23 protein-coding genes are annotated in these 24,989 nt (G+C 68.4%); 7 read left to right on the top strand and 16 right to left on the bottom strand.

Translation table 11 applies throughout. The features are described from left to right. Together DA1_RS04495 and DA1_RS04490 are read left to right on the top strand one after the other, a co-directional pair. Nucleotides 1-996: TRAP transporter large permease (locus DA1_RS04495; RefSeq protein WP_062794102.1), on the top strand; the 996-nt coding region annotated here is incomplete at its 5' end. 32 nt (nt 997-1,028) lie between these two features. After that, nucleotides 1,029-2,072 carry a DctP family TRAP transporter solute-binding subunit gene (locus DA1_RS04490; RefSeq protein ID WP_034390349.1) on the top strand — a complete coding sequence of 348 codons (1,044 nt, stop codon included), beginning with the start codon at nt 1,029-1,031 and terminating at the stop codon, nt 2,070-2,072. Nucleotides 2,073-2,235: 163 nt separating this feature from the next. Here DA1_RS04490 and DA1_RS04485 read toward each other — a convergent pair whose 3' ends face one another. Continuing rightward, nucleotides 2,236-2,910, bottom strand: coding sequence for a TetR/AcrR family transcriptional regulator (locus DA1_RS04485; protein WP_034390346.1), 675 nt, complete (start codon nt 2,908-2,910; stop codon nt 2,236-2,238). 116 nt (nt 2,911-3,026) lie between these two features. Here DA1_RS04485 and DA1_RS04480 point away from each other — a divergent pair, with 116 nt between their 5' ends. Beyond that, nucleotides 3,027-3,458, top strand: a complete 432-nt coding sequence (locus tag DA1_RS04480; RefSeq protein ID WP_230357202.1) for a hypothetical protein — start codon at nt 3,027-3,029, stop codon at nt 3,456-3,458. A 16-nt stretch (nt 3,459-3,474) separates the two neighbouring features. Here DA1_RS04480 and DA1_RS04475 read toward each other — a convergent pair whose 3' ends face one another. The 7 genes from DA1_RS04475 to DA1_RS04445 all read right to left on the bottom strand — a co-directional run bounded on the left by DA1_RS04475 (nt 3,475) and on the right by DA1_RS04445 (nt 10,775). After that, a complete protein-coding gene (locus DA1_RS04475) occupies nt 3,475-4,422 on the bottom strand; it encodes a 2-hydroxyacid dehydrogenase (RefSeq protein WP_034398153.1) in 948 nt (315 codons plus the stop codon). A 105-nt stretch (nt 4,423-4,527) separates the two neighbouring features. Beyond that, on the bottom strand, nt 4,528-5,490 hold the full coding sequence (locus tag DA1_RS04470) for a PDR/VanB family oxidoreductase (protein WP_034390341.1): 963 nt from the start codon (nt 5,488-5,490) through the stop codon (nt 4,528-4,530). A 33-nt stretch (nt 5,491-5,523) separates the two neighbouring features. Continuing rightward, nucleotides 5,524-6,600 carry a Rieske 2Fe-2S domain-containing protein gene (locus DA1_RS04465; protein ID WP_034390339.1) on the bottom strand — a complete coding sequence of 359 codons (1,077 nt, stop codon included), beginning with the start codon at nt 6,598-6,600 and terminating at the stop codon, nt 5,524-5,526. Between the two features lie 30 nt (nt 6,601-6,630). Continuing rightward, nucleotides 6,631-7,983, bottom strand: a complete 1,353-nt coding sequence (locus DA1_RS04460) for an MFS transporter (protein ID WP_034390336.1) — start codon at nt 7,981-7,983, stop codon at nt 6,631-6,633. Nucleotides 7,984-8,237: 254 nt separating this feature from the next. Next, complete coding sequence (locus DA1_RS04455) at nt 8,238-8,711, bottom strand: MarR family winged helix-turn-helix transcriptional regulator (protein WP_012203283.1); 474 nt, start codon at nt 8,709-8,711, stop codon at nt 8,238-8,240. 98 nt (nt 8,712-8,809) lie between these two features. Further along, a complete protein-coding gene (locus DA1_RS04450) occupies nt 8,810-9,901 on the bottom strand; it encodes a Rieske 2Fe-2S domain-containing protein (protein ID WP_013804187.1) in 1,092 nt (363 codons plus the stop codon). Nucleotides 9,902-10,016: 115 nt separating this feature from the next. Next, nucleotides 10,017-10,775 (bottom strand): GntR family transcriptional regulator, encoded by a 759-nt coding sequence (locus DA1_RS04445; protein ID WP_012203281.1) that lies wholly within the window; start codon nt 10,773-10,775, stop codon nt 10,017-10,019. Between the two features lie 230 nt (nt 10,776-11,005). On the opposite strand from DA1_RS04445, the gene DA1_RS04440 reads away from it, so the two are divergent. After that, the gene (locus DA1_RS04440) at nt 11,006-12,898 is read left to right on the top strand and encodes a S9 family peptidase (protein WP_155294170.1); all 1,893 of its coding nucleotides are present in this window, start codon (nt 11,006-11,008) and stop codon (nt 12,896-12,898) included. A gap of 52 nt (nt 12,899-12,950) precedes the next feature. Here the strand turns inward: DA1_RS04440 and DA1_RS04435 are convergent, their stop codons facing one another. Next, a complete protein-coding gene (locus DA1_RS04435) occupies nt 12,951-14,777 on the bottom strand; it encodes an ABCB family ABC transporter ATP-binding protein/permease (protein WP_034390331.1) in 1,827 nt (608 codons plus the stop codon). 41 nt (nt 14,778-14,818) lie between these two features. Here DA1_RS04435 and DA1_RS04430 point away from each other — a divergent pair, with 41 nt between their 5' ends. Further along, entirely contained in the window at nt 14,819-15,295 is a 477-nt protein-coding gene (locus DA1_RS04430) for an acyl-CoA thioesterase (RefSeq protein WP_012203278.1), read from the top strand. 74 nt (nt 15,296-15,369) lie between these two features. Here DA1_RS04430 and DA1_RS04425 read toward each other — a convergent pair whose 3' ends face one another. Continuing rightward, nucleotides 15,370-16,035, bottom strand: a complete 666-nt coding sequence (locus DA1_RS04425) for a bactofilin family protein (protein ID WP_034390328.1) — start codon at nt 16,033-16,035, stop codon at nt 15,370-15,372. A 218-nt stretch (nt 16,036-16,253) separates the two neighbouring features. On the opposite strand from DA1_RS04425, the gene DA1_RS04420 reads away from it, so the two are divergent. Together DA1_RS04420 and DA1_RS04415 are read left to right on the top strand one after the other, a co-directional pair. Next, on the top strand, nt 16,254-16,718 hold the full coding sequence (locus DA1_RS04420) for a MarR family winged helix-turn-helix transcriptional regulator (RefSeq protein WP_034390325.1): 465 nt from the start codon (nt 16,254-16,256) through the stop codon (nt 16,716-16,718). Further along, a complete protein-coding gene (locus DA1_RS04415; RefSeq protein WP_034390323.1) occupies nt 16,715-18,094 on the top strand; it encodes an MATE family efflux transporter in 1,380 nt (459 codons plus the stop codon). Before DA1_RS04420 ends, DA1_RS04415 begins: the two co-directional genes overlap by 4 nt. 40 nt (nt 18,095-18,134) lie before the next feature. Here DA1_RS04415 and DA1_RS04410 read toward each other — a convergent pair whose 3' ends face one another. The 6 genes from DA1_RS04410 to DA1_RS04385 all read right to left on the bottom strand — a co-directional run bounded on the left by DA1_RS04410 (nt 18,135) and on the right by DA1_RS04385 (nt 24,937). Next, nucleotides 18,135-18,635, bottom strand: coding sequence for a thioesterase family protein (locus tag DA1_RS04410; protein WP_034390322.1), 501 nt, complete (start codon nt 18,633-18,635; stop codon nt 18,135-18,137). Beyond that, nucleotides 18,629-19,423, bottom strand: coding sequence for an enoyl-CoA hydratase (locus tag DA1_RS04405; RefSeq protein WP_034390320.1), 795 nt, complete (start codon nt 19,421-19,423; stop codon nt 18,629-18,631). The genes DA1_RS04410 and DA1_RS04405 overlap by 7 nt, the downstream gene beginning before the upstream one ends. Before the next feature lie 16 nt (nt 19,424-19,439). Continuing rightward, a complete protein-coding gene (locus DA1_RS04400; RefSeq protein ID WP_034390318.1) occupies nt 19,440-20,270 on the bottom strand; it encodes an acyl-CoA thioesterase in 831 nt (276 codons plus the stop codon). 37 nt (nt 20,271-20,307) lie between these two features. Further along, a complete protein-coding gene (locus DA1_RS04395) occupies nt 20,308-21,210 on the bottom strand; it encodes an alpha/beta hydrolase family protein (protein WP_034398151.1) in 903 nt (300 codons plus the stop codon). A 104-nt stretch (nt 21,211-21,314) separates the two neighbouring features. After that, nucleotides 21,315-22,511 carry an acetyl-CoA C-acyltransferase gene (locus DA1_RS04390; protein ID WP_016446429.1) on the bottom strand — a complete coding sequence of 399 codons (1,197 nt, stop codon included), beginning with the start codon at nt 22,509-22,511 and terminating at the stop codon, nt 21,315-21,317. A gap of 23 nt (nt 22,512-22,534) precedes the next feature. Next, nucleotides 22,535-24,937: a 3-hydroxyacyl-CoA dehydrogenase/enoyl-CoA hydratase family protein gene (locus tag DA1_RS04385; protein ID WP_012203269.1), complete on the bottom strand. Its 2,403-nt coding sequence runs from the start codon at nt 24,935-24,937 to the stop codon at nt 22,535-22,537. Nucleotides 24,938-24,989: the final 52 nt, after the last annotated feature.

Here is a 24,989-nt window from a genome sequence, read left to right as displayed (position 1 = left end):
ATTGCCGTGGCCATGTTCCTGGGCGGCATCTCGGGCTCGGGCCCGGCCAATGCCGCCGCCGTGGGCGGCGTGATGATCGCGGCCATGAGCCGCGCCGGCTATCCGGGCAGCTTCTCGGCCAGCGTGGTGGGCGCGGCTGCGGCCACCGACATCCTGATCCCGCCGTCCGTGGCCTTCATCATCTACTCGGTGCTGGTGCCCGGCGCCTCGGTGCCGGCGCTGTTTGCGGCCGGAATGATCCCCGGCATCCTGGCCGGCGTGGCGCTGATCATTCCTGCCGTGTGGATGTCGCGCAAGCACAAGATGGGTGCGCTGGAATCGTCCATGCCGCGCCCGCCGTTCTGGCGCAGCCTGCGCGAGGCCTCCTGGGGCCTGGCCGCTCCGGTGCTGATCCTGGGCGGCATGCGCGCCGGCTGGTTCACCCCCACCGAGGCCGCCGTGGTGGCCGTGTTCTACGGCCTGTTCGTGGGCATGGTGATCCACCGCACCATCACGCTGCGCGACCTCTACCCCATCCTGCGCGAGGCCGGCGAGCTGTCGGCCGTGATCCTGCTGGTGGTATCGCTGGCCGGCATCTTCGCGTTCTCGCTGTCCACGCTGGGCGTGATCGATCCGGTGGCCAAGGCCATCGTGGACTCGGGCCTGGGCGAGTACGGCGTGATGGCGCTGCTGATCCTGCTGCTGATCACCGTGGGCATGTTCCTGGACGGCATCTCCATCTTCCTGATCTTCGTGCCGCTGCTGCTGCCGATCATGCAGCACTACAACTGGGACCCGGTGTGGTTCGGCGTCATCCTCACGCTCAAGGTGGCGCTGGGCCAGTTCACGCCGCCGCTGGCCGTGAACCTGATGGTGTCCTGCCGCATCGCGGGCGTGCGCATGGAGTCCACCGTGCGCTGGGTCGGCCCCATGCTGCTGGCCATGTTCCTGGTGATGATCGCAGTGATCGCCTTCCCGCAGCTGGCTCTCTGGCTCCCAGCACGCCTGGGCTACTGATTTCCCAAAAATTCAACAAGGAGACCTTCGCAATGAAACTTCGCACTTTCCTCGCCAGCGGCCTGGCCGCGGCTGCGGCCCTGGCCCTTTCGTCCGCTCCCGCAGTGGCGCAGACTCCGGCCAAGTACAAGAGCGAGTACCGCATGTCGCTGGTGCTGGGCACGGCCTTTCCCTGGGGCAAGGGCGGCGAGATCTGGGCCAACAAGGTGCGCGAGCGCACCAACGGCCGCATCAACATCAAGCTCTACCCGGGCGTGTCCCTGATCCAGGGCGACCAGACGCGCGAATTCAGCGCGCTGCGCCAGGGCGTGATCGACATGGCCGTGGGCTCCACGCTGAACTGGTCGCCCCAGATCAAGGAGCTGAACCTGTTCGCCCTGCCCTTCCTCATGCCCGACTACGCCGCTGCCGACGCGCTCACGCATGGCGAGCCCGGCAAGCGCCTGTTCCAGCGCCTGGAAAAGGCCGGCGTGGTGCCGCTGGCCTGGGGCGAGAACGGCTACCGCGAGATCAGCAACTCCAAGCACGCCATCAAGACCCCTGCCGACCTCAAGGGCCTGAAGATCCGCGTCGTGGGCTCTCCGCTGTTCCTGGACACCTTCACCGCGCTGGGCGCCAACCCCACGCAGATGAGCTGGGCCGATGCCCAGCCCGCCATGGCCAGCGGCGCCGTGGACGGCCAGGAAAACCCCGTCTCGGTCTACATGGCCGCCAAGCTGCAGTCCGTGGGCCAGAAGCATCTGACGCTGTGGGGCTACATCAACGATCCGCTGATCTTCGTGGTCAACAAGGACATCTGGGCCACCTGGACCAAGGAAGACCAGGACATCGTGCGCCAGGCCGCCGTGGACGCCGCCAAGGAGCAGGTCGTGATCGCGCGCAAGGGCATGATCGAGGCCGACAAGCCGCTGCTCAAGGACCTGGCCGCCAACGGCGTGACCGTGACCCAGCTCACGCCTGCCGAGCGCGAAGCCTTCGTCAAGGCCACCCGCCCCGTCTACGACAAGTGGAAGCAGCAGGTCGGCGCCGACCTGGTGGATGTGGCGGAGAAAGCCATTGCCGCGCGAACTCGTTAGAATGCTATCGGTTGATCGCACACTCCGGTAGAAGCAAAAGGCCCCGCTCTGCGGGGCCTTTTTTTCGCCATCTTGCTTCGCAAGGGCGACCAGGACTTCAGCCGGCCCATCAAGGCATGCCTTGCTGCGAAGCTGGTCCAGCGAAATGGCACAGGCACAGCCCCTACTGCCTAGGGGGCAACGATGAGGCAGCGGTTCCCGCACCCGTCGCGCCACCCAGCAACATGTCTGTCCCCATCTCGCACAGCAGCTCCTCCAGTGCGCCCGAGGCGATCAGCGGCGAGGCCTCCAGCGAGGCGAAGCGCACCGTGCCCAGCACGGCCCGCGTGGCCACGTAAAGGCGCGCATAGGACAGCGAGGGGCCACCCCAGCGCTGCAGGTGGGCGGCCATGCGCTCGGCGGTCTCGCGCATGGACAGGGCAATGCGCTCGTCACCATCCTGCCGCCAGGCAAAGCGCGCCAGCTTGCGCCGCGCAGGCGTGCGGCCCGCAAAGCCCTCGACGATGCAGGCGACCACGCCGCGCGCCACGGCCTCGCGGGGCAGGCCCTGCTCCGACGCCTGCTCCAGCCAGGTCTCGATGGCCGCGACGGCCGCACGGCGCTGGCCATCGACCATGGCGCGGAAGACGGCCTGCTTGTCGGGGAAGTACTGGTAGAGCGTGCCGATGGAGACGCCTGCGCGCTCGGCAATGCGGTTGGTGGTGAGCGCGGCTTCGCCCTCCTTGACCAGAATCTGAGCTGCTGCCTGAACAATGGCCTGCAGCGTGCGCTGCGCACGGGCCTGTACGGGCTGTCTTCTTCTCTGGGATTCAGTGGTAGCGGAGGTATGGGAGGGCATGCGGCAAAACCTGAGCACAAGGCGAGTTTTCTGCCCGGAGTTTAAGCACTACAGTGGCCGGCCATTGCAGCAAATCCCAAGGAATACACCATGAAGAAGCATCAGCACACCGGCGCGTGGGAAGCCCTGCCGTGAAGGGCGTGCAACTGCTGGCCCTGGCCGCCGCCCTGTTCGACACGGCGACCGCGCTGGCCCACTTCGCCTGCATCGTCTGGGGGGGACGTGGGCTGCGGCTCATGGGTGCCGGCGAGCGCATGGCGCGCATGGCCGAGGCGGGGCACTGGTATCCGCCGCTGGTGTCGGCGGCCATCGGCGTAGTGCTGTCGCTGCTGGCGGGGTATGCGCTGGCAGGCGCGGGCCTGCTGGGTCCCCTGCCCTTCATGCGCCCAGTGCTGGCCGGGGCCGGCCTGGTGCTGGTGGCGCGGGCCGTGGCCTATCCGTGGCTGAAACCACGCTTTCCGGACAACAGCGACCGCTTCTGGCATGTGTCCTCGGCCATCTGCCTGGTCATGGGACTGCTGCACCTGGCCGCAGCCCTTGGGAGGTAAGGGACTGAATCCAGCTTCAGGCCGTGACCGGCGAGACCAGCGGGCGGCCTTCCAGGTGGCAGCGCATGTTGGCGATGAAGCGGTCCACCGAGGCCTGCACGGCTTCGGGCGACCAGCCGCCCACATGGGGCGTGAGCACCACGGCGTCCAGGTCCAGCAGTTCGGCCGGGGGCGCGGGTTCGCTTTCGTAGACATCCAGGCCCGCGCCGGCAAGGCGGCCTTCGCGCACGGCAGCGGCCAGGGCGACGGTATCGACCACGCTGCCGCGCGCGATATTGACCAGATGGCCCTGCGGGCCCAGCGCATCCAGCACCTGCGTGTTGATGAGGTGGCGCGTGCCCGGGCCGCCCGGCGTGGCGACCAGCAGCACATCGGCCCATTGCGCCAGGGAAAGCAGGTCGCCGAAGTAGCGGTGGGGCAGCTCGCTGCGCTGGCTGCGGTTGTGGTATCCGATCTCCATCTCGAAGCCCAGCGCGCGCTGGGCGATCTTGGCGCCGATAGCGCCCATGCCCAGGATGCCCAGGCGCTTGTGCGAGACATTGGGCGGCAGCGGCATGGCAGTGCGCCAGACGCCGTCGCGCGTGGCGCGGTCCAGGCGCACCAGGCCGCGCACGGAGGCGATCAGCAGGCCCATGGCGTGGTCGGCCACGCAGTCGTCATTGGTGCCTGCGCCGTTGCCCACGGCAATGCCGTGGGCCTGCGCATGGGCGACATCGATGTTCTCGTAGCCCGCGCCCAGCGCGCAGACCAGCCTGAGGGCGGGCATGCGCTGCATCTGCGCGGCCGACAGGCCGATGGAGCCGATGGTCAGCACGGCCTGTATGCGCGTGCCGTGCTCGGCGAGAGCCGCCTCGCATTGGCTGGCGTCGGGCGCGTAGAGCAGGTCGAAGGAGGGAAAGGCCTGGGCCATCTGGCGCAGATGGCCTTCGGCGTTGAAGTTCAGGACAAGCAGGGCAGGTTGCATGGCGAAAGAGCGGCGCCCGCTGCCGCAGGGAATCAGCGGCTTCAACGGGCTGTGGGCAAGGGAAAACCCATTGTCCACCCGCCAGGGGCCCTGCGCGGTGCCGCCCTACAGGTCCAGCACCAGCCGGGCGGATTTGGCGCGCGAGCAGCAGGGCAGGAACTGGTCGCAGGCGGCCTGTTCGTCCTCGGTCAGGTACATGTCGCGGTGCTCGGGCTCGCCCGAGAGCACACGCGTGAGGCAGGTGCCGCACACGCCCTGCTCGCACGAGGTCTGCACCTCCACGCCGATGCCGGCCAGCGCCTGGACGACGGTCTGCTCCGGCGCCACGCGCACCACCTGGCCGGTGCTGGCGATCTCGATCTCGAACCCGGCATCGCCCTCGCGCTGCACGGCCTCGCCCGCGAAGAATTCGTAGTGCAGGCTGTCCTCGCTCCAGCCCGACGTGCGTGCCATGCCCAGGGCCGCGTCCATGAAGCCGCGCGGGCCGCAGACATACAGGTGCAGGCCCGCCTGCGGGGCGCCGAGCAGTTGCGCCATGTCGAGCGCGCCCTCGCCATCCACATGCAGGTGCACGCGGTCGGCCCAGGGCACCGACTGCAGCAGGGCCGTGAAGGCCATGCGCTCGCGCGAACGCGCGCAGTAGTGCAGTTCGAAATCGGCACCCTCGCGCGCCAGCTGGCGCGCCATGGCCAGCACGGGCGTGATGCCTATGCCGCCGGCCAGCAGCAGATGCCGTGCGGGCTGGCCCGCATGCAGAGCGAAGTGGTTGCGCGGCGCGCCAATGGCGATCTGCTGGCCTTCCTGCACCTGTTCGTGCACGGCGGCCGAGCCGCCGCGCGAGGCGGCCTCGCGCAGCACGCCGACCACATAGCGGCCGGTGTCCTGCGGGTCGTTGCACAGCGAGTACTGGCGCACCAGGCCGCCGGGCAGGTGCAGGTCGATGTGCGAGCCGGCCGTGAAGGCGGGCAGGCTTTCGCCGTCCAGCGGCACGAGTTCAAGGCTGCAGATGTCCTGCGCCTCGGCGCATTTGCGCGCGACACGCACTTGAAGGATGGGGTTGGCTTGCATGGGGAAACGTGGGAATGGAGGGGTTCGGAAAAATCAGGCCGCCGCCAGCGCCTGGGCGCTGGCCTCGCGCAGCCGGTGGATGACGCGGCGCGCGCGGTTGGGGCCGGCGTCCACGTGGATGTCGATGACGGGGCGCGCGCCAAAGCGCTGCTGGTTGCGGAACTGGGCCTCGATGACGACCTTGTCCTCCTCGAAGGTGGCGGCCGTCTGGTCGATCACCAGGCGCGTGGTGTCCTGCATATCCGGATGCGGGTTGGTGGCAATGGTCCAGAAGTAGTGGGCCGAATGCTCGGTCTCCGGCGTCACGCCGTGAAAGCCCCGCATGTGAAAGCCTTCGCGCTGCGGGTCGTCCAGCTGCCCGCTGCCTGCGTCCATGGCGCCGGTCCAGATGCGCACATGCGAGGGGTGGAACTCCACCTCCTGCCAGCGGTCGATGCGGCCCGCGAACGGCCAGGCCGCCGCATAGGTGGGCGGCGGGTCGGAGTCGGGCATCCAGCGCAGCACGGTGACGCTGTCGCCCTCCTGGCGGACCTTGAGCTCGGCATTCATGTGGACGCCGGCATTGCCGCCGATGGTCTTGAGGTGCACATAGCCCAGGTGGCTGAGGTCCAGCAGGTTGTCGTGGATGAGCTGGTAGGGCGCGTCGTAGTGGTAGACATCGCCGCCGAAGCGGTAGCGCGCATCGCCGTGCACGGGATAGGCGGGCGGCTCCTGCGCGGGCACGGAATCGGGCGTGGCGCCCATCCAGATCCAGAGGATCTGGTCACGCTCGCGCAGGTCGAAGGACTTGACGCAGGCCTTGGGCGGTATGCGCTGCTGCCCCGGAATCTCCAGGCACTGCCCGGCGCGGTCGAACAGCAGGCCGTGGTAGCCGCAGCGCAGGCCGCGCGCCTCCACCGTGCCGCAGGACAGCGGCAGCTCGCGGTGGCAGCAGCGGTCTTCCAGTGCGGCCACGCTGCCATCGGGCGTGCGGAACAGCACGACGGGCCGGCCCAGCAGGGTGCGCGCCAGTGGCGCGTCCTGCAGCTCCCAGGCAAAGCCGGCGACATACCACTGGTCCAGCGGGAAGGCGGGCGTGGAGGCGGGTGCAATGGTGGTGCATTCGGTCATGGGGTTCTCCTTCTTGTCTGCAAGTCGCGCTCAATGCGCCGACAGCGTGCGGCCCGTGGCTGCGGGCCTGCCGGCTTCGGGCCCTTGCAGCCGGTGCAGCGACACGATGCAGGCCGCGAACACGAAGGCCGCGCCATAACCCACGTACAGCTGGCTGGCCGACCAGGAGGCGTCGAGCAGCGAGCCCGCGACCATGGGCGAGACGATGGCGCCGATGCGCCCTATGCCTATGCCCCAGCCCACGCCGGTCACACGCACCTCGCCGCCATAGACCATGGGCGCGATGGCATAGAGCCCCGCCACGCAGCCGTTGACGAAGACGCCGATCAGGAAGGCCAGCGCGTACGACAGCAGCAGCGAGCCCGGATTGCTCACGATGAAGCACAGCAACACGGCCGTGGCCAGCATGAAGCCGGCCAGTGCGCGGTGCACGGGATAGCGCGCCGCCAGCAGGCCCAGCAAAGTGGCGCCCAGGATGCCGCCCAGGCTCAGCAGCACGCCGCCGGTCACGCCCTGCTCGGGCGTGAGGCCCGAGGCGGCGAGCAGCTTGGGCGTCCAGCTCATGACGAAGTAAAAGCCGAACATCACCGCGAAGAACGACAGCCAGACCAGCAGCGTGGGCCGGCGCAGGCCCGGCGCAAACAGCTGCAGCGGGCCCTGCCGCACCGGCCCCGCCGATGCGGGCGCGGCAGGCGGCAGCGCCACCAGCGTGGGCAGGCCCAGCCGGCCGACCAGGGCGTTGAGCCGCTGCAGCGCGCCGGCCGGGCGCCGCGCCAGCAGGAAATCCATGGATTCGGGCAGTCGCCACCAGGCCAGGATCAGCACGCCCAGCGTCACGCAGCCGCCGAACAGGAAGACCGCACGCCAGTCATGACGCCCCAGCAGCCACACCGCGATGGAGCCGCCAATGCTGGCGCCCAGCGCGTAGCCCGTGGACTGCAGGGTGACGGCCAGGCTGCGCCAGCGCTGCGAGGCGTACTCGCTGGCGATCACGTTGCTGCAGGCCAGGATGCCGCCCACGCCCAGGCCCGTGAGCACGCGCAGCGCGGCAAGCTGGATGGCGCTGTGGCTGAAGGCCGAGCCCAGCATGCCCACGCCCGAGAGGGCCAGGCAGGCCAGGATCAGCGGCCGGCGGCCCAGCCGGTCGGCCCAGGGCGCGATCAGCAGCGATCCGCCCGCCATGCCGAACAGGCCTGCACTGAGCAGAAAGCCCAGCTGGGCTCCGCTGAGCTGCCAGTGCGCCGACACGGCAGAGGCCGTGAAGGCCATGACCAGGACGTCGAAGCCGTCGATCATGTTGAGCACCATGCACAGGGCTATGACCGACCACTGGAAGCGCGTCATGGGCCGCTGGTCGACGCTTGCACGCAGGTCGGCGCTCATGGCCGCAGCTCCCGCAACGGGCAGTTGGACGATGCAGCGGCGCAAGGCCGCTGCAGCCATGGGACAGGGGTAGAGGCAGTCATCGTGGGTCTCCTTGGGTTGAAGCTCTGTAGAAGCTTTCTTGTGTTCTCAGCACATCATTACGTATGCTGAATGTGATTCAGTTTACTGAATGAAAATCTGCGCCAGATACCGGGATTTCCCCGATCAGGCGGGGCCGCGCAGACTCGGACGCGGAGGCGGCCGGGCCGCCGTCAGTCGGATGAGGAAGCGTCGAGGGTGTCGCGTGCGTCGTGCAGCTGCACGAACTTGCGCAGCAGGCGCTTGAACTCGGCCTGCTCTTGGGGTTCGAGCGCGGCCAGCATGCGCTCGTGCAGTTCGTGGACATTGGGCACGAAGCCGGCCAGCATGGTCTCGCCCTCGGCCGTGAGCGTCAGGCGCCGCTGGCGCCGGGGCAGGATCTCGCGCAGCACCCAGCCCTTGGCCTCCAGGCGCGCCGCGATGTCGGCCGTGGTGGAGTTGTCCAGCGCCACCAGCCGCGCCAGCGTCACCTGGTCGATGCCCGGCTTTTCCTGCAGCATGCGCAGGATGGCGTACTGCACGGGCGTCACGTCCGGCCCCAGCACGTCGCGGAACAGCTGCGCCGCGATCTGCTGCGCGCGCCGGATCAGATGGCCCGGCTGGTCGTAGAGGTCGATGGAAAGCGGATCGGAGGCGGAGTGGACCATCGGTGGCGGCAGGCCTTGCGGCCCTGGGGTTGAAGCCCGCCGAGGTTACCCCATCCCCGGCGCCGCCCGCGCCTGCTGGCCTGGCCATGCCGGCAGCCTCAGGCCACGGCGGCGGCAGGCTGGGCCGCTGCTGCGGCCACCGCCGCCGCCTGTTGCTCCTGCGCAATCCATTTGTCGATGACCTTGCGCGACTGCACGCCGCCCGCATCGATGTTGAGCTTGAGCAGCTTGCGGTCGGGGTGGGCACTGAGGTTGCGCTGCTGCAGCTCCAGCATCTGCAGGTCTTCGCTGAAGATCTTGTGCTGGCCCTCGCGGATGCGGTCGGTGACTTCGGCATCGCCCGGATTGAAGCGGCGCGCCATGCCCCAGAAGTACCACATGGACTCCTCGGTCTCGGGCGTGATGAAGTCCACCACCATGCTGTAGACCTTGTGTTCGTCGGGCGCGTCGTAGCCGCCGTGGCCTGCATGGGCCACGCCGACCTCGATCAGCACGTGGCTGGGCGGGGTGAAGCGGCAGACCTGCCAGCGGTCCACAGGCACCTCGTCGGCCAGGCCGTTGCTGCGCAGCGCCATCTTCCAGAACGGGGGGGCGGGGATGTCGTTCATGAAGCGGCTGGTGACGACCTCGACATCGGCGCCCTCGCCGCGCGTCTCGGTCTTGCAGGGCGTCTCGTCGATCTCGGCCTGGCCGATGGAGCTGGCGTGCACATAGGTCTCGTGCGTCAGGTCCATGAGGTTGTCGATCATCAGCCGGTAGTCGGCCTGGATGTGGAACATGCCGCCGCCGTAGGCCCATTCGGGGTTGTCGTGCCAGGGCAGCTTCGGAATCAGGGCGGCATCGGCCAGCGCCTTGTCGCCGGGCCAGACCCAGATGAAGCCGTGGCGTTCCTCGACGGGATAGCTGCGGATCTCCGGGAAGCCGCGCACGCGCTGGCCCGGCATGGCAATGGTCTTGCCGTCGCAGCCCATCTCCAGCCCGTGGTAGCCGCAGACCAGCTTGCCCTCGCAGACAAAGCCCAGCGACAGGGGCGCGCCGCGGTGCGGGCAGAAATCCTCCACGGCGGCAACGCCGTGCTGCGCGCGGTAGAACGCGATGCGCTCGCCGCAGATGCGACGGCCCAGCGGCTTGTCCTGGATCTCGTCGGACGTGGCGGCCACGTACCAGGTGTTCTTGGGGAATGTGCTCATGGGGGTCTCCTTTATGGGTGGGGTCCGCAGTCCTTGGCGCTGCGGTGGCTGGGGCACGGGCGGCCTAGGCCGCCGGCACACATCAAGCGCAGATCAAGCGCGGATCAGACTCGAATCAGGCTCGGATCAACTGCACGCCAGGAACCGCGTGGCTGCCGGGCTCGCTCACGGCCTCGCGCAGGTTGCGGCGCGCAATGCGCGAGTGCTCTTTCATCAGCGCCTCGGCCCGGGCTCCCTCGCGCGCGGCAATGGCGTCCAGCACCTGGCGGTGCTGGTCCTGGGCCACCATCAGGCTGTGGCGCGCGCGCGGCGATTCGGCCCGCGCCAGCACAAAGCCCGAGGGCGAGGCGAAGGGCATGCGCACCACGCGCTCCAGCTCGCGCTGCATGACGCTGCTGCCGGCCATGGAGTGCAGCAGGTCGTGGAATTCGGAGTTCAGCGCCACATAGCGCGAGAAGGCCTCATCGCCCCAGTCGGCCGTCTCCAGCACACGGTCGATGGCATCCAGGCAGCGGCCGGCCTGCGCCAGCAGCGGCTCGGCCACGCCGCGCTCGGCCGCCCAGCGCGCGGCCAGGCCTTCCAGCGTGCCGCGCAGCTCGATGGCATCGGCCACATCGGCCTCGGAGAACAGCCGCACGCGGTAGCCGCGCCCGCCGGCCATGGCTTCGAGCAGGCCTTCCTGCTCCAGCCGCATCAGCGCGGCGCGCACCGGCGTGCGCGAGATGCCCAGGCGCTGCACCACGGTCAGCTCGGCGATGCGCTCGCCTGCGGGCAGTTCGCCCGCAAGAATCATCTCGCGCAGTTGCAGCTGGGCCTTGATGACCTGGGAGTGGCTTTCCGCTTCGGAGGCGGCGGGGGCAAGCTGGGGGCTCATGGGGCTTTGTCTGGATGGAATGGCGTGAATGTATACATCCAAGGCGATTCATGGTGCATTTTTCCGCAAAAACACGGGAAAACACCAATTAAATGTATACAACCAATCCCGGCAAAGACAGTGACCCGCCTGTTTGTATACAGCGCCATGGCATCATGGCCGGCTCCCTTTTTCCCCTGCCGCTGCAACCCAGGAGGTCACCCTTGCCGACGTTTTCACGACACCCCGCCATGGCCGCCCACATCCTCAACCTGGCACGGGATGCCAGCGCCGATGCGCAGGCTCCGCAGGCCTATCCGATCAAGGACTTCTTCCGCAATCCGGAGCGCGGCTTCTTTCGTCTGGCCGATGACGGAAGCATGCTGGGCTTCATGCAGCCCGTCAGCGTGGAGGGCCATCCGGCACGCATGAACATCCATGTGCAGGCACTGGAGGGCAGCACCCCTGTGGGCGAGCCGCGCCGCATCACGGCCGAGACCGAGCGCGACATCAGCAACTTCTTCTGGAAGGGCTCGGATGTGGTGCTCTACCAGAAGGACTTCGGCGGCGACGAGAACTTCCACGTGCTGGCGGTCAACGCGCGCAGCGGCCAGGCCACCGACCTGACGCCCTGGGACGGCGTGCGCGCCAGCATCGAGGACGACCTGGAAGACGACCCCGACCATGTGCTGATCAGCCACAACCAGCGCGATGCCGAGGTCTTCGACGTGTACCGCGTGAACGTGCATACGGGCGCGGCGCAACTGGTGGCGCAGAACCCCGGCAACATCGTCGGCTGGCAGACCGACCATGCGGGCCGCGTGCGGGCCGCCGTGGCCAGCGACGGCCTGAACAGCGCCCTGCTCTACCGCGACGACGAGGCCGGCGAGTTCCAGCCCCTGATCACCACCGACTACCGCACCAGCGTCAGCCCGGCCTTCTTCACCTTCGACGACCAAAAGCTCTACGCCCTGTCCAACCGGGGCCGCGACAAGCTGGCCCTGGTGGTCATCGACCCGGCCCGGCCCGACGAGGAAGAAGAAATCTTCGTGCCCGAGGAAGTCGATCTGGGCGCAGCCGCCTATTCGCGCAAGCGCCGCGTGCTGACCCTGGCCGCCTACCAGACCGACAAGCCGCAGTACCACTTCTTCGATGCCGAGACCGAAGCCCTGTACGGCCGGCTGGCTGCGCAGTTGCCGGGCTACGACTTCGCCATCCAGGGCGCCAACCGCGCCGAGGACAAGTTCATCGTCGCCGCCTTCAACGACCGCACGCCGGGCGCGCGCTACATTTACGACGCGGCCGCCGATGCGCTGACCAAGCTGGCCGACATCAACCCTGCCATCCCCGAGTCCGCCATGTCGCGCGTGCAGCCCGTCAGCTACACCAGCCGCGACGGCCTGACCATCCACGGCTACCTGACCCTGCCGGCCGGCCGCGAGCCCAGGAACCTGGCCTGCATCATCAACCCACACGGCGGCCCCTGGGCCCGCGACGGCTGGGGCTACAACCCCGAGGTGCAGTTCCTGGCCAACCGGGGGTTCTGCGTGCTGCAGGTGAACTTCCGGGGCTCCACAGGCTATGGCCGCGCGTTCTGGGAAGCGGGATTCGGCCAATGGGGCCTGAAGATGCAGGACGACATCACCGATGGCGTGCACTGGCTGATCGACCAGGGCATTGCCGACCCTGCGCGCATCGGCATCTACGGCGGCAGCTATGGCGGCTATGCCACGCTGGCCGGCGTGGCCTTCACGCCCGACCTGTATGCGGCGGCCGTGGACTATGTGGGCGTGTCCAACCTGTTCACCTTCATGAAGACCATTCCACCCTACTGGAAGCCGCTGCTGGACCAGATGCACGCCATGGTGGGCGATCCCGAGCGCGACAGGGAGCGCCTGGCCGCCACCTCGCCGGCCCTGCATGTGGACCGCATCAAGGCGCCGCTGTTCATCGCCCAGGGCGCGCGCGATCCGCGCGTGAACAAGGACGAGAGCGACCAGGTGGTGAAGGCGCTGCGCGAGCGCGGCGTCGAGGTGCAGTACATGGTCAAGGACAACGAGGGCCACGGCTTTCACAACGACGAGAACAAGTTCGAGTTCTACGAGGCCATGGAGCAATTCCTGGTCACGCACCTCAAGCCCTGAAGCCGTCCAGGCGCCCGGCCACCCGGCCACCCGGTCGCCCGGCCGCCCCGCGCTACAGCACGGCGGGCTCCCCGCTTTGCTGCAGCGCCCACATATCCGCATAGCGCCCGCCCGCCGCGACCAGCTGGGCGTGGGTGCCGCGCTCGACGATGCGGCCCGCGTCCATGACCAGGATCTCGTGCGCATCGACCACGGTGGACAGGCGGTGGGCAATCACCAGCGCCGTCTTGTTGCGCGCGGCGCTTTGCAGCTCGGCCTGGATGGCGCGCTCGTTGGCCGAGTCCAGCGCCGAGGTCGCTTCGTCAAAGATCAGGATGGGGGGGTCCTTGAGCAGAGTGCGCGCAATCGCCACCCGCTGCTTTTCGCCGCCCGACAGCTTGAGGCCGCGCTCGCCCACGCGCGTGGCATAGCCCTGGGGCGTGGCCTCGATGAAGTCGTGGATGCGCGCGGCGCGCGCGGCGGCCACCACCTGGTCGCGGCTGGCGCCGGGGCGGCCGTAGGCGATGTTGTATTCCACCGTGTCGTTGAAGAGCACCGTGTCCTGCGGCACGATGCCCACGGCGCCGCGCACGCTGTCCTGGGTCAGCTCGCGCAGGTCGTGCCCGGCGATGCGCACATGGCCGGACTGCACGTCGTAGAAGCGGAAGATCAGCCGCGCCAGCGTGCTCTTGCCCGAGCCCGAAGGGCCGACCACGGCCACGGTCTTGCCGGCCGGAATGGTGAAGCTCACGTCCTTGAGGATGGGCCGCTCGGGGTCATAGGCAAAGTCCACATGCTCGAAGCGCAGCTCGGGCGGCACGCCGTCGGCAGGCAGGGGCCGGGCGCCGGGCGCATCGGCCACCTCGCGCTCCTTGTCCATGAGGGTGAACATGCGCTCCAGGTCGGTCAGGCTCTGCTTGATCTCGCGGTAGATCACGCCCAGAAAGCCCAGCGGGATGTAGAGCTGGATCATGAAGGCATTAACCATGACCAGGTCGCCCAGCGACAGCCGCCCGTCCACCACACCCTGCGTGGCGCGCCAGAGGATGGCGACCAGGGCCGTGGCGATGATCAGCTGCTGCCCGCAGTTGAGCATGCTCAGCGTGGTCTGGCTCTTGAGGCGCACGCGGCGCAGCGCCTCCAGGTTCTCGTCATAGCGCCGCGCCTCGAAGCCCTCGTTGCCGAAGTACTTGACGGTCTCGTAGTTCAGCAGCGAGTCGATGGCCTTGGTGTGCGCCGCCGACTCCTGGGCATTGGCCTCGCGCCGAAAGCGCGTGCGCCACTCGGTCACCGTGACGGTGAACGTGATGTAGAACACCAGCGCCGCCAGCGTGATGACCGCGAACCAGATGTCGAAGCGCAGCGCCAGGATCCCCAGCACCAGCGCCATCTCGATGAAGGTGGGCAGGATGCTGTAGAGCGAATACGAGATCAGCGACTCGGTGCTGCGCACGCCGCGCTCGATGTCGCGCGTCATGCCGCCGGTCTGGCGCTCCAGGTGAAAGCGCAGGCTCAGCGCATGCAGGTGCTCGAAGGTGGACAGCGCAATCGCCCGCGAGGCGCCCTGCGTGGCCTTGGCAAAGACCAGGTCGCGCAGCTCGGTGAACAGCGAACTGGAAAAGCGCAGCAGCCCGTAGGCCAGCAGCAGGGCCACGGGCACGACGAGCACCGCGCGGGCGTCGCCGGCCTTCAGATCCAGCGCATCGACCAGGTGCTTGAGCAGCACCGGCACGCCCACATTGGCGAGCTTGGCCCCGATCATGAAGCCCAGCGCCGCCAGCACGCGCCACTTGTATTGCCACAGGTAGGGCAGCAGGCGCCGCAGCGCGTTCCAGTCCCGCGACGGTGCCGGGGTTGGGACTAAGGGTAAATCCGGATGGGGAGCGCTCTCGCGTCGCATGAAAGACAATTCTCGGTTGTTATATTGACCCGATTGTGCCCATGCCACCCCGCCCAGACCTCCCGCCCCATCCCTTGCCCGCAGACAAGGAGCTGGTTCTCAAGGTCATTCCCATGCCCGCCGATGTCAACGCCAATGGCGACATCTTCGGCGGCTGGGTCATGGCGCAGGTCGACCTGGCAGGTTCCGTGCTGCCCTCGCGCCTGGGCCAGAGCCGCATGGTCACCGTGGCCGTGAACGAGTTCATCTTCAAGCAGCCCGTGCGCGTGGGCGACATCCTGTCGTTCTACTCCAGCGTGCAACGCGTGGGCCGCACCTCGGTCACGGTCGATGTCGAGGTCTATGCCGAGCGCTTTGCGGACCAGGGCCGCTTCGTCAAGGTAACCGAAGCCCTGCTGACCTACGTGGCCATCGACGGCCAGGGCAAGCCCCAGTCACTGCCGGACAACGACCAGGTGCGTTCCTGGCGCGCAGCGGCCGAGCGCAATGCAGAACGCAAGCAGCAGCAGGCCGGCTGAACCCGCCCCGCCTCTGCAGCCATGAAAAAAGCGACCTTCGCAGGTCGCTTTTTCATTTCCGGTGCAGGAAGGGCTCAGGCCAGAGAGGGAGTGACGCGCGGCTGCAGCGAGGCCGCTGCGGTGGCCGCAGCCAGGGCAGCGGAACTGCTGGCGGCACTGTCGCTGGAGGCGGCCGACGAGGAAGAGGACAGGCTGGAGGCGCTGGATGCCACGGCCGAACCCGAGGATGAACGCGGCGAGGAACCGGCCTCGATCTGGCCCGTGAGCTCGCCGCCCTCTTCGATCACCACCTTGCCGTAGCGGATCTTGCCGCTGACCTTGCCCGTGCCGTAGATGACCAGCTTTTCGCGCACGGTCAGCGTGCCGTCGAACACGCCATGGATCTCGGCGATGTCGATCTCGGCCGTGCCATGGAAGGCACCCTGCTCGGCGATCTGGATCACGCGCGAGTCCATGGTGGCCTCCACCGTGCCTTCGACGACCAGCGTGTCGCAGTCGGTGATCTCCACGCCCTTGAGCTTGATGTTGGGGCCCACGGTGAGCTTGCTGCCCGGAGAGTCCTGCGACACAGGCGAGGCCTGGCGCTGGGTGGATGCCGGGCTGCTCACGCTGGAGCTGGGCATGACGGCTCCCGAAGGGCTGCCGCCCGTGCTGGCGGCGCCTGTGCCGCTGCCCAGGGTGTTGCGGGAGGTGAAAGCATCGTTGTCGCGCTTGCCAAAGAACGGGTTCTGAACAGCCATGGGTGGGTCTCCTTCGGAAAAATCCGATGCTACGCACACGAACTGGCAACAAATGCCGGCATCTCGCAAGAACGGTAACGAGATGGTTCTCCCGTTTCATGTGCTTGCAAGCCTTTCTCGATCACACACCGCGCATGCGCAGGTCGCGCAGCGGACATGCGCAAATCAATAGGTGCATCTACACTCATTTCCATTCCAGGCCACCTGCCCCACGCCCCATGACCTCCTCCACCTCAAGCGCCAGTCCGGTCTGCACCTGCTTCATGGTGCGCAGCCTGTCGCGCAAGATCTCGCAGCTCTATGACGACACGCTGGCGCCCAGCGGCCTGCGCGGCACGCAGTTCAGCCTGCTGGTGCAGGCACGCAATGCGCCCGACGGCCCGCCCACGGTCTCGGCCCTGGCCGAGCAGTTGCACACCGACCGCACGACGATGACGCGCAATCTGCGCACGCTGCAGCAGGCCGGCTTCATCGACCTGGTTCCCGGCGCGGATGCGCGCAGCCGCTGCGTGGTGGTCACGCCCGAAGGCCGCGCCCGCATCCGCGAGGCTGCCGCCCTGTGGCGCCAGGCCCAGCAGCGCGTGCGCGAGCTGTGCGGCAGCGAGCAGATCGGCGCGCTCGAAAGCCTGGTGCTGGGCATGCTGCCCGTGCTGGAAACCGCCACGCAGGAGAGCGCGGAATGAGCGCCGCCCTGTCCTCCGCAGCCCCGGGCGCTGCGGCCAGCGGGTCCGCGCATCCGTTGGTCAGCGGCCCCATCGCCTCCACCCTGATGCGCCTGGCCGTGCCCAACATGGTGGCGCTGAGCATGTCGGTGCTGGTCGCCGTGGCCGAGACCTACTACGTAGGGCAGCTGGGAACCGTATCGCTGGCGGCCATGGCCCTGGTATTTCCGCTGGCCATGCTCACGCAGATGATGAGCAACGGCGCCATGGGCAGCGGCGTGTCCTCGGCCATCAGCCGCGCGCTGGGCGCGGGCGACGGCGCGCGTGCCTCGGCACTGGCCCTGCACGCCATCGTGATCGGCGCCATCGCAGGCCTGCTGTACTCGCTCATCTTCGTGCTCTGCGGCGCCACCTTCTACAGCTGGCTGGGCGGGCGCGGCGAGGTGCTGGCAGCGGCCACGGGCTTTGGCGCCGTGCTGTTCAGCGGCGCCATCCTGGTGTGGCTGTGCAATACGCTGGCATCGGTGGTGCGGGGCACGGGCAATATGCGCATGCCGTCGGCCGTGATCTTTGCGGCCTCGCTGGTGCAGATCGTGGTGGGCGGCACGCTGGGGCTGGGCCTGGGCCCCATGCCGCGCTGGGGCATGCCGGGCGTGGCCGTGGGCAACATCGTGGCCATGGTGCTGGCCGTGGCGGCCTTCCTGGCCTACCTGCAGTGGGGCCAGCAGCGCCTGCAGCTGGACTGGCGCACGCCGCGCCTGGCCTGGCCCATGTTCCGCGACATCCTGCGCGTGGGTGCCCTGGCCTGCCTGTCCCCCGTGCAAACGGCGCTGGCCGCGCTGCTGCTGACAGGCATGGTCGCCCGCCTGGGCCCGCTGGCCCTGGCCGGCTACGGCATAGGCCAGCGGCTGGAGTTCCTGCTGATCCCCATGGCCTTCGGCGTGGGCATGGCCGCCGTGCCCATGGTGGGCATGGCCATGGGCGCAGGCCAGGTGGCACGCGCGCGCCGCGTGGCCTGGTCGGGCGGCGCCATGGCCGCGGCCCTGCTGGGCGTGCTGGGGCTGGTGGTCATGGTCTGGCCGCAGCTGTGGTCAGGCATCTTCACCGGCGACCCGGCCGTGCGCGCCTACGCCGACCTCTACCTGCGCACCGTGGGCCCGGCCTTCGGGCTGTTCGGCCTGGGACTGGTGCTGTACTTCGCCTCCCTGGGCGCAGGCCGCGTCTGGGCACCCGTGCTGGCCGGCACGGTGCGCCTGCTGATCGTGGTGGTGGGCGGCGGCTGGCTCATGTCCAGCGGCCTGGGCAGTGCCCAGTCGCTGTTCATCCTGGTCGCCGTGGCCATGGCCGCCTATGGCGCAGGCACGGCCTGGGCCGTGTGGCGCGCGCGCTGGGGGTGAAGAAACGCAAAAAGAAGGCCCGCAGTCAGCGGGCCATGCTTCAAGAAACGATGTACGCCGCCGTCCCCGTGGACAGCAAGCTGCCATCGGCCCCCAGGAATTCCATGCGCGTATTGGCCACGCGCGAGCCCAGCCGCAGCACCTCGGCGCGCAGGATGAATTCGCTGCCTATGCCGGGGCGCAGGTAGTCCACGCGCAGGTCGATGGTGCCCAGGCGCGAGAAGCGGTGCAGGCGCTGCAGGGGCGCATCGTCCATGTGCTTGGCACCGATGGCCGCCATGACGGCCAGGCCGCCCATGGAGTCCAGACCGGCGCTGATCACGCCGCCGTGGATGCGCTGGTAGGCGGCGTGGCCGATGAGCTCGGGCCGCATGGTGATGCGGCCTTCAACCCGCTCGGGCAGCACTTCGGTGATGCGCAGGCCCAGCACCTGGTTGAAGGCGATCTGGCGCTCGAACACTTCGCGCAGCCCGGCGATGAACTCGGGCTCGAACTGCACGGACGCCTCGGAGGCCTCGGAGACCTTCGTGGATTTCAGCACTGGCTGAAGTCCGGCTTGCGCTTCTCCATGAACGCGGTGAACGCCTCCTTGGCAGCAGGCCCGCCCATCAGCTTGCCGAAGCTCGCTCCCTCCTCGGCCATGCGCTCGCGCACCAGGCCGGACTGGCCGGCCTTCATGAGGCGCTTGGTCTCGATCAGGGCCGAAAGCGGCTTGGCCGCCAGCTTCCTGGCCTGGGCCTGGGCCAGCGCATTGCATTCGCTGGGCGGCACGACGCGGTTGACCAGGCCCACTTCCAGGGCGGCTTCGGCCAGGAAGGGCTCGCCCAGCAGCAGGGCCTCGGCCGCGCGGTGGTAGCCGAGCATCTGGGGCAGCAGCAGGCTGGAGGCCGCTTCGGGGCACAGGCCCAGGTTCACGAAGGGCAGCGAGAAGGCCGCGTTGTCGCCTGCATAGACCAGGTCGCAGTGCAGCAGCAAGGTGGTGCCGATGCCCACGGCCGGGCCGCAGACGGCGGCGATCACGGGCTTGGGAAAGGCGGCGATGTTGTGCAGGAAGCGCCAGACGGGGCGCTGCTCGCCTTCCGGCCTGGCGGCGCCGCCGGCCGACTGCTTGAGGAAGTCGGCAATGTCGTTGCCCGCGCTGAAGATGGCCATGTCGCCCTGGAAGACCACGCAGCGCACGGCGGCGTCTTCGCCGGCCTGGGCCAGCGCATCGGCCATGCTGGCGTACATGGCCTCGGTGATGGAGTTCTTCTTGTCTGCGCGGTTGAAGGTGATGGTGCAGACACCGGCTTCGGTGTGCACGCGGATGTCCTGGGTGGTTTCGCTCATGATGGTCTTGCCTTGCTTATTCCTTGAAATACACGATCTGGTGGCTGCTCGCCAGCATCACGCCGGCCTCGCTCCACAGCTGGGCGCTCTGGTCGAAGAAGCCGTTGCGAAATTCCTGGCCGCGCGCCTGGGCCAGCAGGTGGCCCGTGCCTGCGGCGGCCAGTTCCTCGCGCCCCGCATGGAAGTAGACGGTGATGGACACCGTGCCCGCCGGGGTGCGCTGTGCGCGGCGCAGCCACACGCGCGGGAAGAATACGTCAGCCAGGCCGGCCAGCGCGCAAAAATCCAGTGCGCGCGGCGGCTCGTCGCGCACCCACAGGCGCGTGAGGCTGTCGATCTCGCGGCCATCCCAGGTCTGGGGAATGATGCCGTCGAGAAAGCGCATGTCGTAGCGGTTGAGCCACTCCACGCCCCCCAGAGGCGGCACGCGCGGCACGGTGGCGGGCGCAGGCACCTCGGGCATGGCCAGGTCGGTGCCGCCCCAGGTGCTGCGCCGCACGGCCGTGACGGCCGTGGCCGTGGTGACGACCTGGGCATCGCCGTCCTGGTCGGGCTGGGTGATGGTCAGCAGCCAGTGCTGTGTGGAGCGGTTGGTGCGCACGGGGCGGGCTTCGATATCGAAGCGCCCCGCGCCCAGCGCAGCTGCGTAGTTGACGGTGATGGACAGCGGATCGCCCAGGCACAGCGGATGCTGCTGGATGGCCTGCACCAGCGCGGCGGCGGTGATGCCGCCGTACGGGCCCACCATGTTCCAGTAGTCCTGCGTGGTCTGGCCCTGGTAGTGGCCCACGGCGCCGGTGGGCGTGAGCGCCACGGCCTGGTCGAGAGGATGGATGTCTGTGCTCATGGCAAACGAGTGTGATGGCAAGCGGGGCCCGCGTCCGTCAAGCCGGCGACTCTGCGGGTGAGGGAAAGCGCGGGTGGGCCGCGGCGGCCGGCGCCTTGGTCCAGCCCGAGAACACGTCCACGGCCCGGCCCCAGAGCGCGTCGCGCATATCGGCGCGGAAGAAGCCGAAATGTCCTATGCGCCGCAACTGCAGCGCCTTGGGCTCGATGCGCTCGATGCGGCTGGGGGCATTGGCATAGAGCGCGAACAGGTGCTCGGTGCCGCGCCAGGTCATGAGTTCGTCGTCGCTCATGGACAGCGCCATCACCGGAAAGCGCACGGCGGCGTAGCTGCGCGCGGCGGCCTCGCCCTCGGCACCCACGCTGTAGCGCGGATTCAGGCACCAGCGGCGCCACTGCAGCATGACGCCGGCCGGCAGGTCGCCCACCTTGCGCAGGCGCCGGCCCGGAAAGTAGCCGCACAGGCGCGTGGCCACGGGCACCAGCACATGCCAGAAATAGGGAACCATGCGCTTGAGGCGAGGCGCATTGTCACGCCAGTAGCCGCTGCCGGCCGCAATGCTCAAAAGGCCGTCCACCAGCTGCGGGGAGCGCAGCAGGCCCGGCAGCTGGGCGCCCAGGCTGTGGCCGATCAGGAACAGCGGCTGGTCCGGCAGCTGCGCCTTGGCATGGGCGATCACGGTCTCGTAGTCGCGCGCCCAGTCGCACAGGTCGGCACGCACCTCGCGCAAAGACCCTTGCAGGGAATCGCCATGGCCCCGGTAGTCAAAGCTGGTCACCCGATAGCCCTGGCCCGCAAGCCAGGTGGCAAAGGCCTCGTAGAAGGCCTGGCGCACCCCCATGGCCCCGCCGATGACCACGCTGGCACGCGGCGGGCCAGCGGGCGTGTAGACGCGCAGCGCCAGCGTGGCGCCATCGCTGCTGAGTTGGTGTTGTTCCATGGCTGTCTCCTGGTCGGTGCCGTTTCTGTGCCGGCTCGCATGGATGGGAAAGGATGGGATGAGCGAAAAAGACAAAGCCCCGCGAACGGGGCTTTGAGCAACGGTCAAACCCGCTCGAAGATGCCGGCGGCGCCCTGGCCCATTCCGACGCACATCGTCACCATGCCGTAGCGCAATTGCTTGCGGCGCAGCGCATGCACCACGGTGGCCGAGCGGATGGCGCCCGTGGCACCCAGCGGGTGGCCCAGGGCAATCGCGCCGCCCATGGGATTGACCTTGGCGGGGTCCAGACCCAGCGTGTTGACCACGGCCAGCGACTGGGCGGCAAAGGCTTCGTTGAGCTCGAACCAGTCGATGTCGTCCTGCTTGAGGCCCGCATAGCGCAGTGCCGCCGGGATAGCCTCGATGGGGCCGATGCCCATGATGGCCGGCGGCACGCCCTTGCTGGCATAGCTCACGAAGCGCGCCAGCGGCGTGAGGCCGAAGCGCTGCACGGCGGCGCCGCTGGCCAGGATCAGCGCGCCTGCGCCATCGCTGGTCTGCGAGCTGTTGCCAGCCGTCACCGAGCCGCGCGCCGCGAACACGGTGCGCAGCTTGCCCAGGCCTTCCAGGCTGGTGTCGGGGCGTGCGCCCTCGTCCAGCTCCACGGTGCGCGTGCGCACCACGGGCTCGCCCTTGGCCAGGTCCAGGCCCCGGTCGGTGACCTCGATGGGCGTGATCTCGTCCTTGAACTCACCGGCCTGCTGCGCGGCCAGGGCACGGCGGTGCGACTCCAGCGCAAAGGCGTCCTGCGCATCGCGCGAGACCTTCCACTGCTGGGCCACCTTCTCGGCCGTCAGGCCCATGCCGTAGGCAATGCCCACGTCGCCATCACGCTCGAAGATGGACGGCGACAGCGAGGGCGCGTTGCCCATCATGGGCACCATGCTCATGCTCTCGACACCGGCCGCGATCATCACGTCGGCCTCGCCCACGCGGATGCGGTCCGCCGCCATGGCCACGGCCGACAGGCCCGAGGCGCAGAAGCGGTTCACGGTGATGCCGCCCACGCTGGTGGGCAGGCCCGCCAGCACGGCGCTGATGCGCGCCACGTTCAGGCCCTGCTGGGCCTCGGGGATGGCGCAGCCGCAGATGATGTCCTCGATAGCAGCCGGGTCCAGCCCCGGCACCTGGGCCAGCGCGGCCTTCAGCGTGGTCGCCAGCAGGTCGTCGGGACGGTAGTTGCGGAAAAAGCCCTTGTGCGACTTGCCGATGGGCGTGCGCGTGGCGGCGACGATGTAGGCGTCTTGGATTTGTTTCATGTCTTGTCTCTCCTCGATCTGCCTCAATTGCGGACGGGTTTGCCGGTGTTCAGCATTCCGAGAATGCGTTCATGGGTCTTCGGATGGCCGATCAGGTGGCAGAACGCCTTGCGTTCGAGCTTCATCAGATAGGCCTCGTCCACCAGGGTGCCCGCATCCACGTCGCCGCCGCAGACCACGTTGGCGATCAGGCTGGCCACATGCTGGTCGAACTCGCTGATGAAGCCGCCGTCACGCATGTTGACCAGCGAGCCCTTGATGGTGGCCACGCCGCTGCGTCCCGCCACGGGGAAGCTGCGCGGCAGCGGCGCGCGCCAGCCGCCTGCGGCCATGGACTTGGCCTCGTTGATGGCGACGAAGAGCAGCTCGTCCTTGTGCGGCACGATGAGGTCGCTGTCCAGCAGGTAGCCCAGCTTGCGCGACTCGATGGCACTGGTGCCCACCTTGGCCATGGCCGCGGCCGTGAAGCCTTCGGTCAGGAAGGGCAGCAGGTCCTTGCCCGTGCTGGTGGCGGCGTTCTCTGCCGCGCGGCGCGCGATATAGGTCAGGCCGCCCGCGCCGGGCACCAGGCCCACGCCGACTTCCACCAGGCCGATGTAGCTTTCCATATGCGCCACGCGGCGCGCGCTGTAGACGGCCAGCTCGCAGCCGCCGCCCAGCGCCATGCCATGGATGGCCGCAACCACGGGCACCTGGGCGTAGCGGATGCGCAGCATCAGGTTTTGCAGCTCCTGCTCCACGCTTTCGATGGCGTCTGCGCCGCCGATCACGAAGGCCGGCATGGTGGCTTCCAGGTCGGCGCCCACGCTGAACGGCGCATCGCCCGACCAGATGACCATGCCCTGGAAGTCGGTCTCGGCCACGTCCACGGCTTCCATCAGCGCTTCCATGACCTCGGGGCTGATGGCGTGCATCTTGTTCTTGATGCTGGCGATCAGGATCTGGCCGTCCAGCGTCCAGGTGCGCAGCGCCTTGGATTCGGCGATCGTGGTGCCAGCCGTCTTCCAGTCGGGCAGGCTGTCTTCGCCCAGCAGCTTCTCGGGGAATATCTGGCGTTCGTAGACGGGCAGCACGCGGCGGGGCACGAATTGGCCCTTGGCAGGGCTCCACGAGCCCTGCGCCGTGTGCACGCCGCCAGCCTCGGCCACCGGGCCTTCGAAGACCCACTTGGGCAGAGGCGCCTTGCTCAATGCCTTGCCGGCATCGATGTCCTCCTGGACCATCTTCGCCACTTCCAGCCAGCCGGCTTCCTGCCACAGCTCGAACGGGCCCTGCTTCATGCCGAAGCCCCAGCGCATGGCCTGGTCCACGTCGCGTGCGGACTCGGCAATGCTCTCCAGGTGGATGGCCGCGTAGTGGAAGCTGTTGCGCAGGATGGCCCACAGGAAGCGGCCCTGCGCGCCCTCGGCATTGCGCAGCAGCTTCAGGCGCTCGGCAGCGGGCTTCTTGAGCATGCGGCCATAGACCTCGTCGGCCTTGCCGCCGGCGGGCACGTAGTCCTCGCTGTCCAGCTCGAACTGCAGGATGTCGCGGCCGACCTTCTTGTAGAAGCCCTTCTTCGCCTTCTGGCCCAGGTTGCCAAGCTCGATCAGCTTGGCCAGCACGGGCGGCGTGCCGAAGCTGCCGTAGAAGGGATCGGTCTCGGCGCTGAGGTTGTCCTGCAACGTCTTGATCACATGGGCCATGGTGTCCAGGCCCACCACGTCGGCCGTGCGGAAGGTGCCGCTGGATGCGCGGCCCAGCTTCTTGCCGGTGAGGTCATCGACCACGTCGAAAGTCAGGCCGAAGTTCTCGACCTCTTTCATCGTGGCCAGCATGCCGGCGATGCCGATGCGGTTGGCGATGAAGTTGGGCGTGTCCTTGGCGCGCACCACGCCCTTGCCCAGGCCGCTGGTGACGAAGGCTTCGAGCTGGTCCAGCACCACGGGCTGCGTGGTCGGCGTGGCGATCAGCTCCACCAGCGGCATGTAGCGCGGCGGGTTGAAGAAGTGGATGCCGCAAAAGCGCGGCTTGATCGCGTCGGGCAGCGCCTCGGACAGCTTGGTGATGGACAGGCCCGAGGTGTTGGACGCCACGATGGCGTGCTTGGCCACATGGGGCGCGATCTTGGTGTACAGGTCGAGCTTCCAGTCCATTCGCTCGGCAATGGCCTCGATGATCAGGTCGCAGCCCTTGAGCAGCTTGAGGTGCTCCTCGTAGTTGGCGGGCTGGATCAGGTCCGCGTCCTCGGCCACGCCGATGGGCGAAGGCTTGAGCTTCTTGAGGTTGGCGATGGCGCGCTCGGCAATACCGCTTTTCGGGCCTTCCTTGGCGGGCAGGTCGAACAGCACCACGGGCACCTTGACATTGACCAGATGGGCCGCGATCTGCGCTCCCATCACGCCAGCGCCGAGCACGGCGACTTTCTTCACATTGAATCGGGACATGGATGTTCCACAAGTGGGAGGAAGGCGGCCGCTGCGGCCGCCCTCCGGAATG

This window comes from Delftia acidovorans NBRC 14950 (assembly GCF_001598795.1).
GTDB lineage: Bacteria > Pseudomonadota > Gammaproteobacteria > Burkholderiales > Burkholderiaceae_C > Comamonas > Comamonas acidovorans.
The sequence above is the reverse complement of the archived record's forward strand: the minus strand, read 5'-3'. Positions and strand labels throughout refer to the sequence as shown.

Coding starts and splice junctions, on each gene's coding strand:
- DA1_RS04425 (WP_034390328.1), bottom strand. CDS start 16,035: ATGGCTGTTCAGAACCCGTTCTTTGGCAAGCGCGACAACGATGCTTTC.
- DA1_RS04465 (WP_034390339.1), bottom strand. CDS start 6,600: ATGACCGAATGCACCACCATTGCACCCGCCTCCACGCCCGCCTTCCCG.
- DA1_RS04415 (WP_034390323.1), top strand. CDS start 16,715: ATGAGCGCCGCCCTGTCCTCCGCAGCCCCGGGCGCTGCGGCCAGCGGG.
- DA1_RS04445 (WP_012203281.1), bottom strand. CDS start 10,775: ATGAGCCCCCAGCTTGCCCCCGCCGCCTCCGAAGCGGAAAGCCACTCC.
- DA1_RS04460 (WP_034390336.1), bottom strand. CDS start 7,983: ATGAGCGCCGACCTGCGTGCAAGCGTCGACCAGCGGCCCATGACGCGC.
- DA1_RS04400 (WP_034390318.1), bottom strand. CDS start 20,270: ATGAGCACAGACATCCATCCTCTCGACCAGGCCGTGGCGCTCACGCCC.
- DA1_RS04455 (WP_012203283.1), bottom strand. CDS start 8,711: ATGGTCCACTCCGCCTCCGATCCGCTTTCCATCGACCTCTACGACCAG.
- DA1_RS04420 (WP_034390325.1), top strand. CDS start 16,254: ATGACCTCCTCCACCTCAAGCGCCAGTCCGGTCTGCACCTGCTTCATG.
- DA1_RS04390 (WP_016446429.1), bottom strand. CDS start 22,511: ATGAAACAAATCCAAGACGCCTACATCGTCGCCGCCACGCGCACGCCC.
- DA1_RS04440 (WP_155294170.1), top strand. CDS start 11,006: ATGGCCGCCCACATCCTCAACCTGGCACGGGATGCCAGCGCCGATGCG.
- DA1_RS04475 (WP_034398153.1), bottom strand. CDS start 4,422: ATGCAACCTGCCCTGCTTGTCCTGAACTTCAACGCCGAAGGCCATCTG.
- DA1_RS04450 (WP_013804187.1), bottom strand. CDS start 9,901: ATGAGCACATTCCCCAAGAACACCTGGTACGTGGCCGCCACGTCCGAC.
- DA1_RS04430 (WP_012203278.1), top strand. CDS start 14,819: ATGCCACCCCGCCCAGACCTCCCGCCCCATCCCTTGCCCGCAGACAAG.
- DA1_RS04485 (WP_034390346.1), bottom strand. CDS start 2,910: ATGCCCTCCCATACCTCCGCTACCACTGAATCCCAGAGAAGAAGACAG.
- DA1_RS04395 (WP_034398151.1), bottom strand. CDS start 21,210: ATGGAACAACACCAACTCAGCAGCGATGGCGCCACGCTGGCGCTGCGC.
- DA1_RS04405 (WP_034390320.1), bottom strand. CDS start 19,423: ATGAGCGAAACCACCCAGGACATCCGCGTGCACACCGAAGCCGGTGTC.
- DA1_RS04490 (WP_034390349.1), top strand. CDS start 1,029: ATGAAACTTCGCACTTTCCTCGCCAGCGGCCTGGCCGCGGCTGCGGCC.
- DA1_RS04435 (WP_034390331.1), bottom strand. CDS start 14,777: ATGCGACGCGAGAGCGCTCCCCATCCGGATTTACCCTTAGTCCCAACC.
- DA1_RS04470 (WP_034390341.1), bottom strand. CDS start 5,490: ATGCAAGCCAACCCCATCCTTCAAGTGCGTGTCGCGCGCAAATGCGCC.
- DA1_RS04385 (WP_012203269.1), bottom strand. CDS start 24,937: ATGTCCCGATTCAATGTGAAGAAAGTCGCCGTGCTCGGCGCTGGCGTG.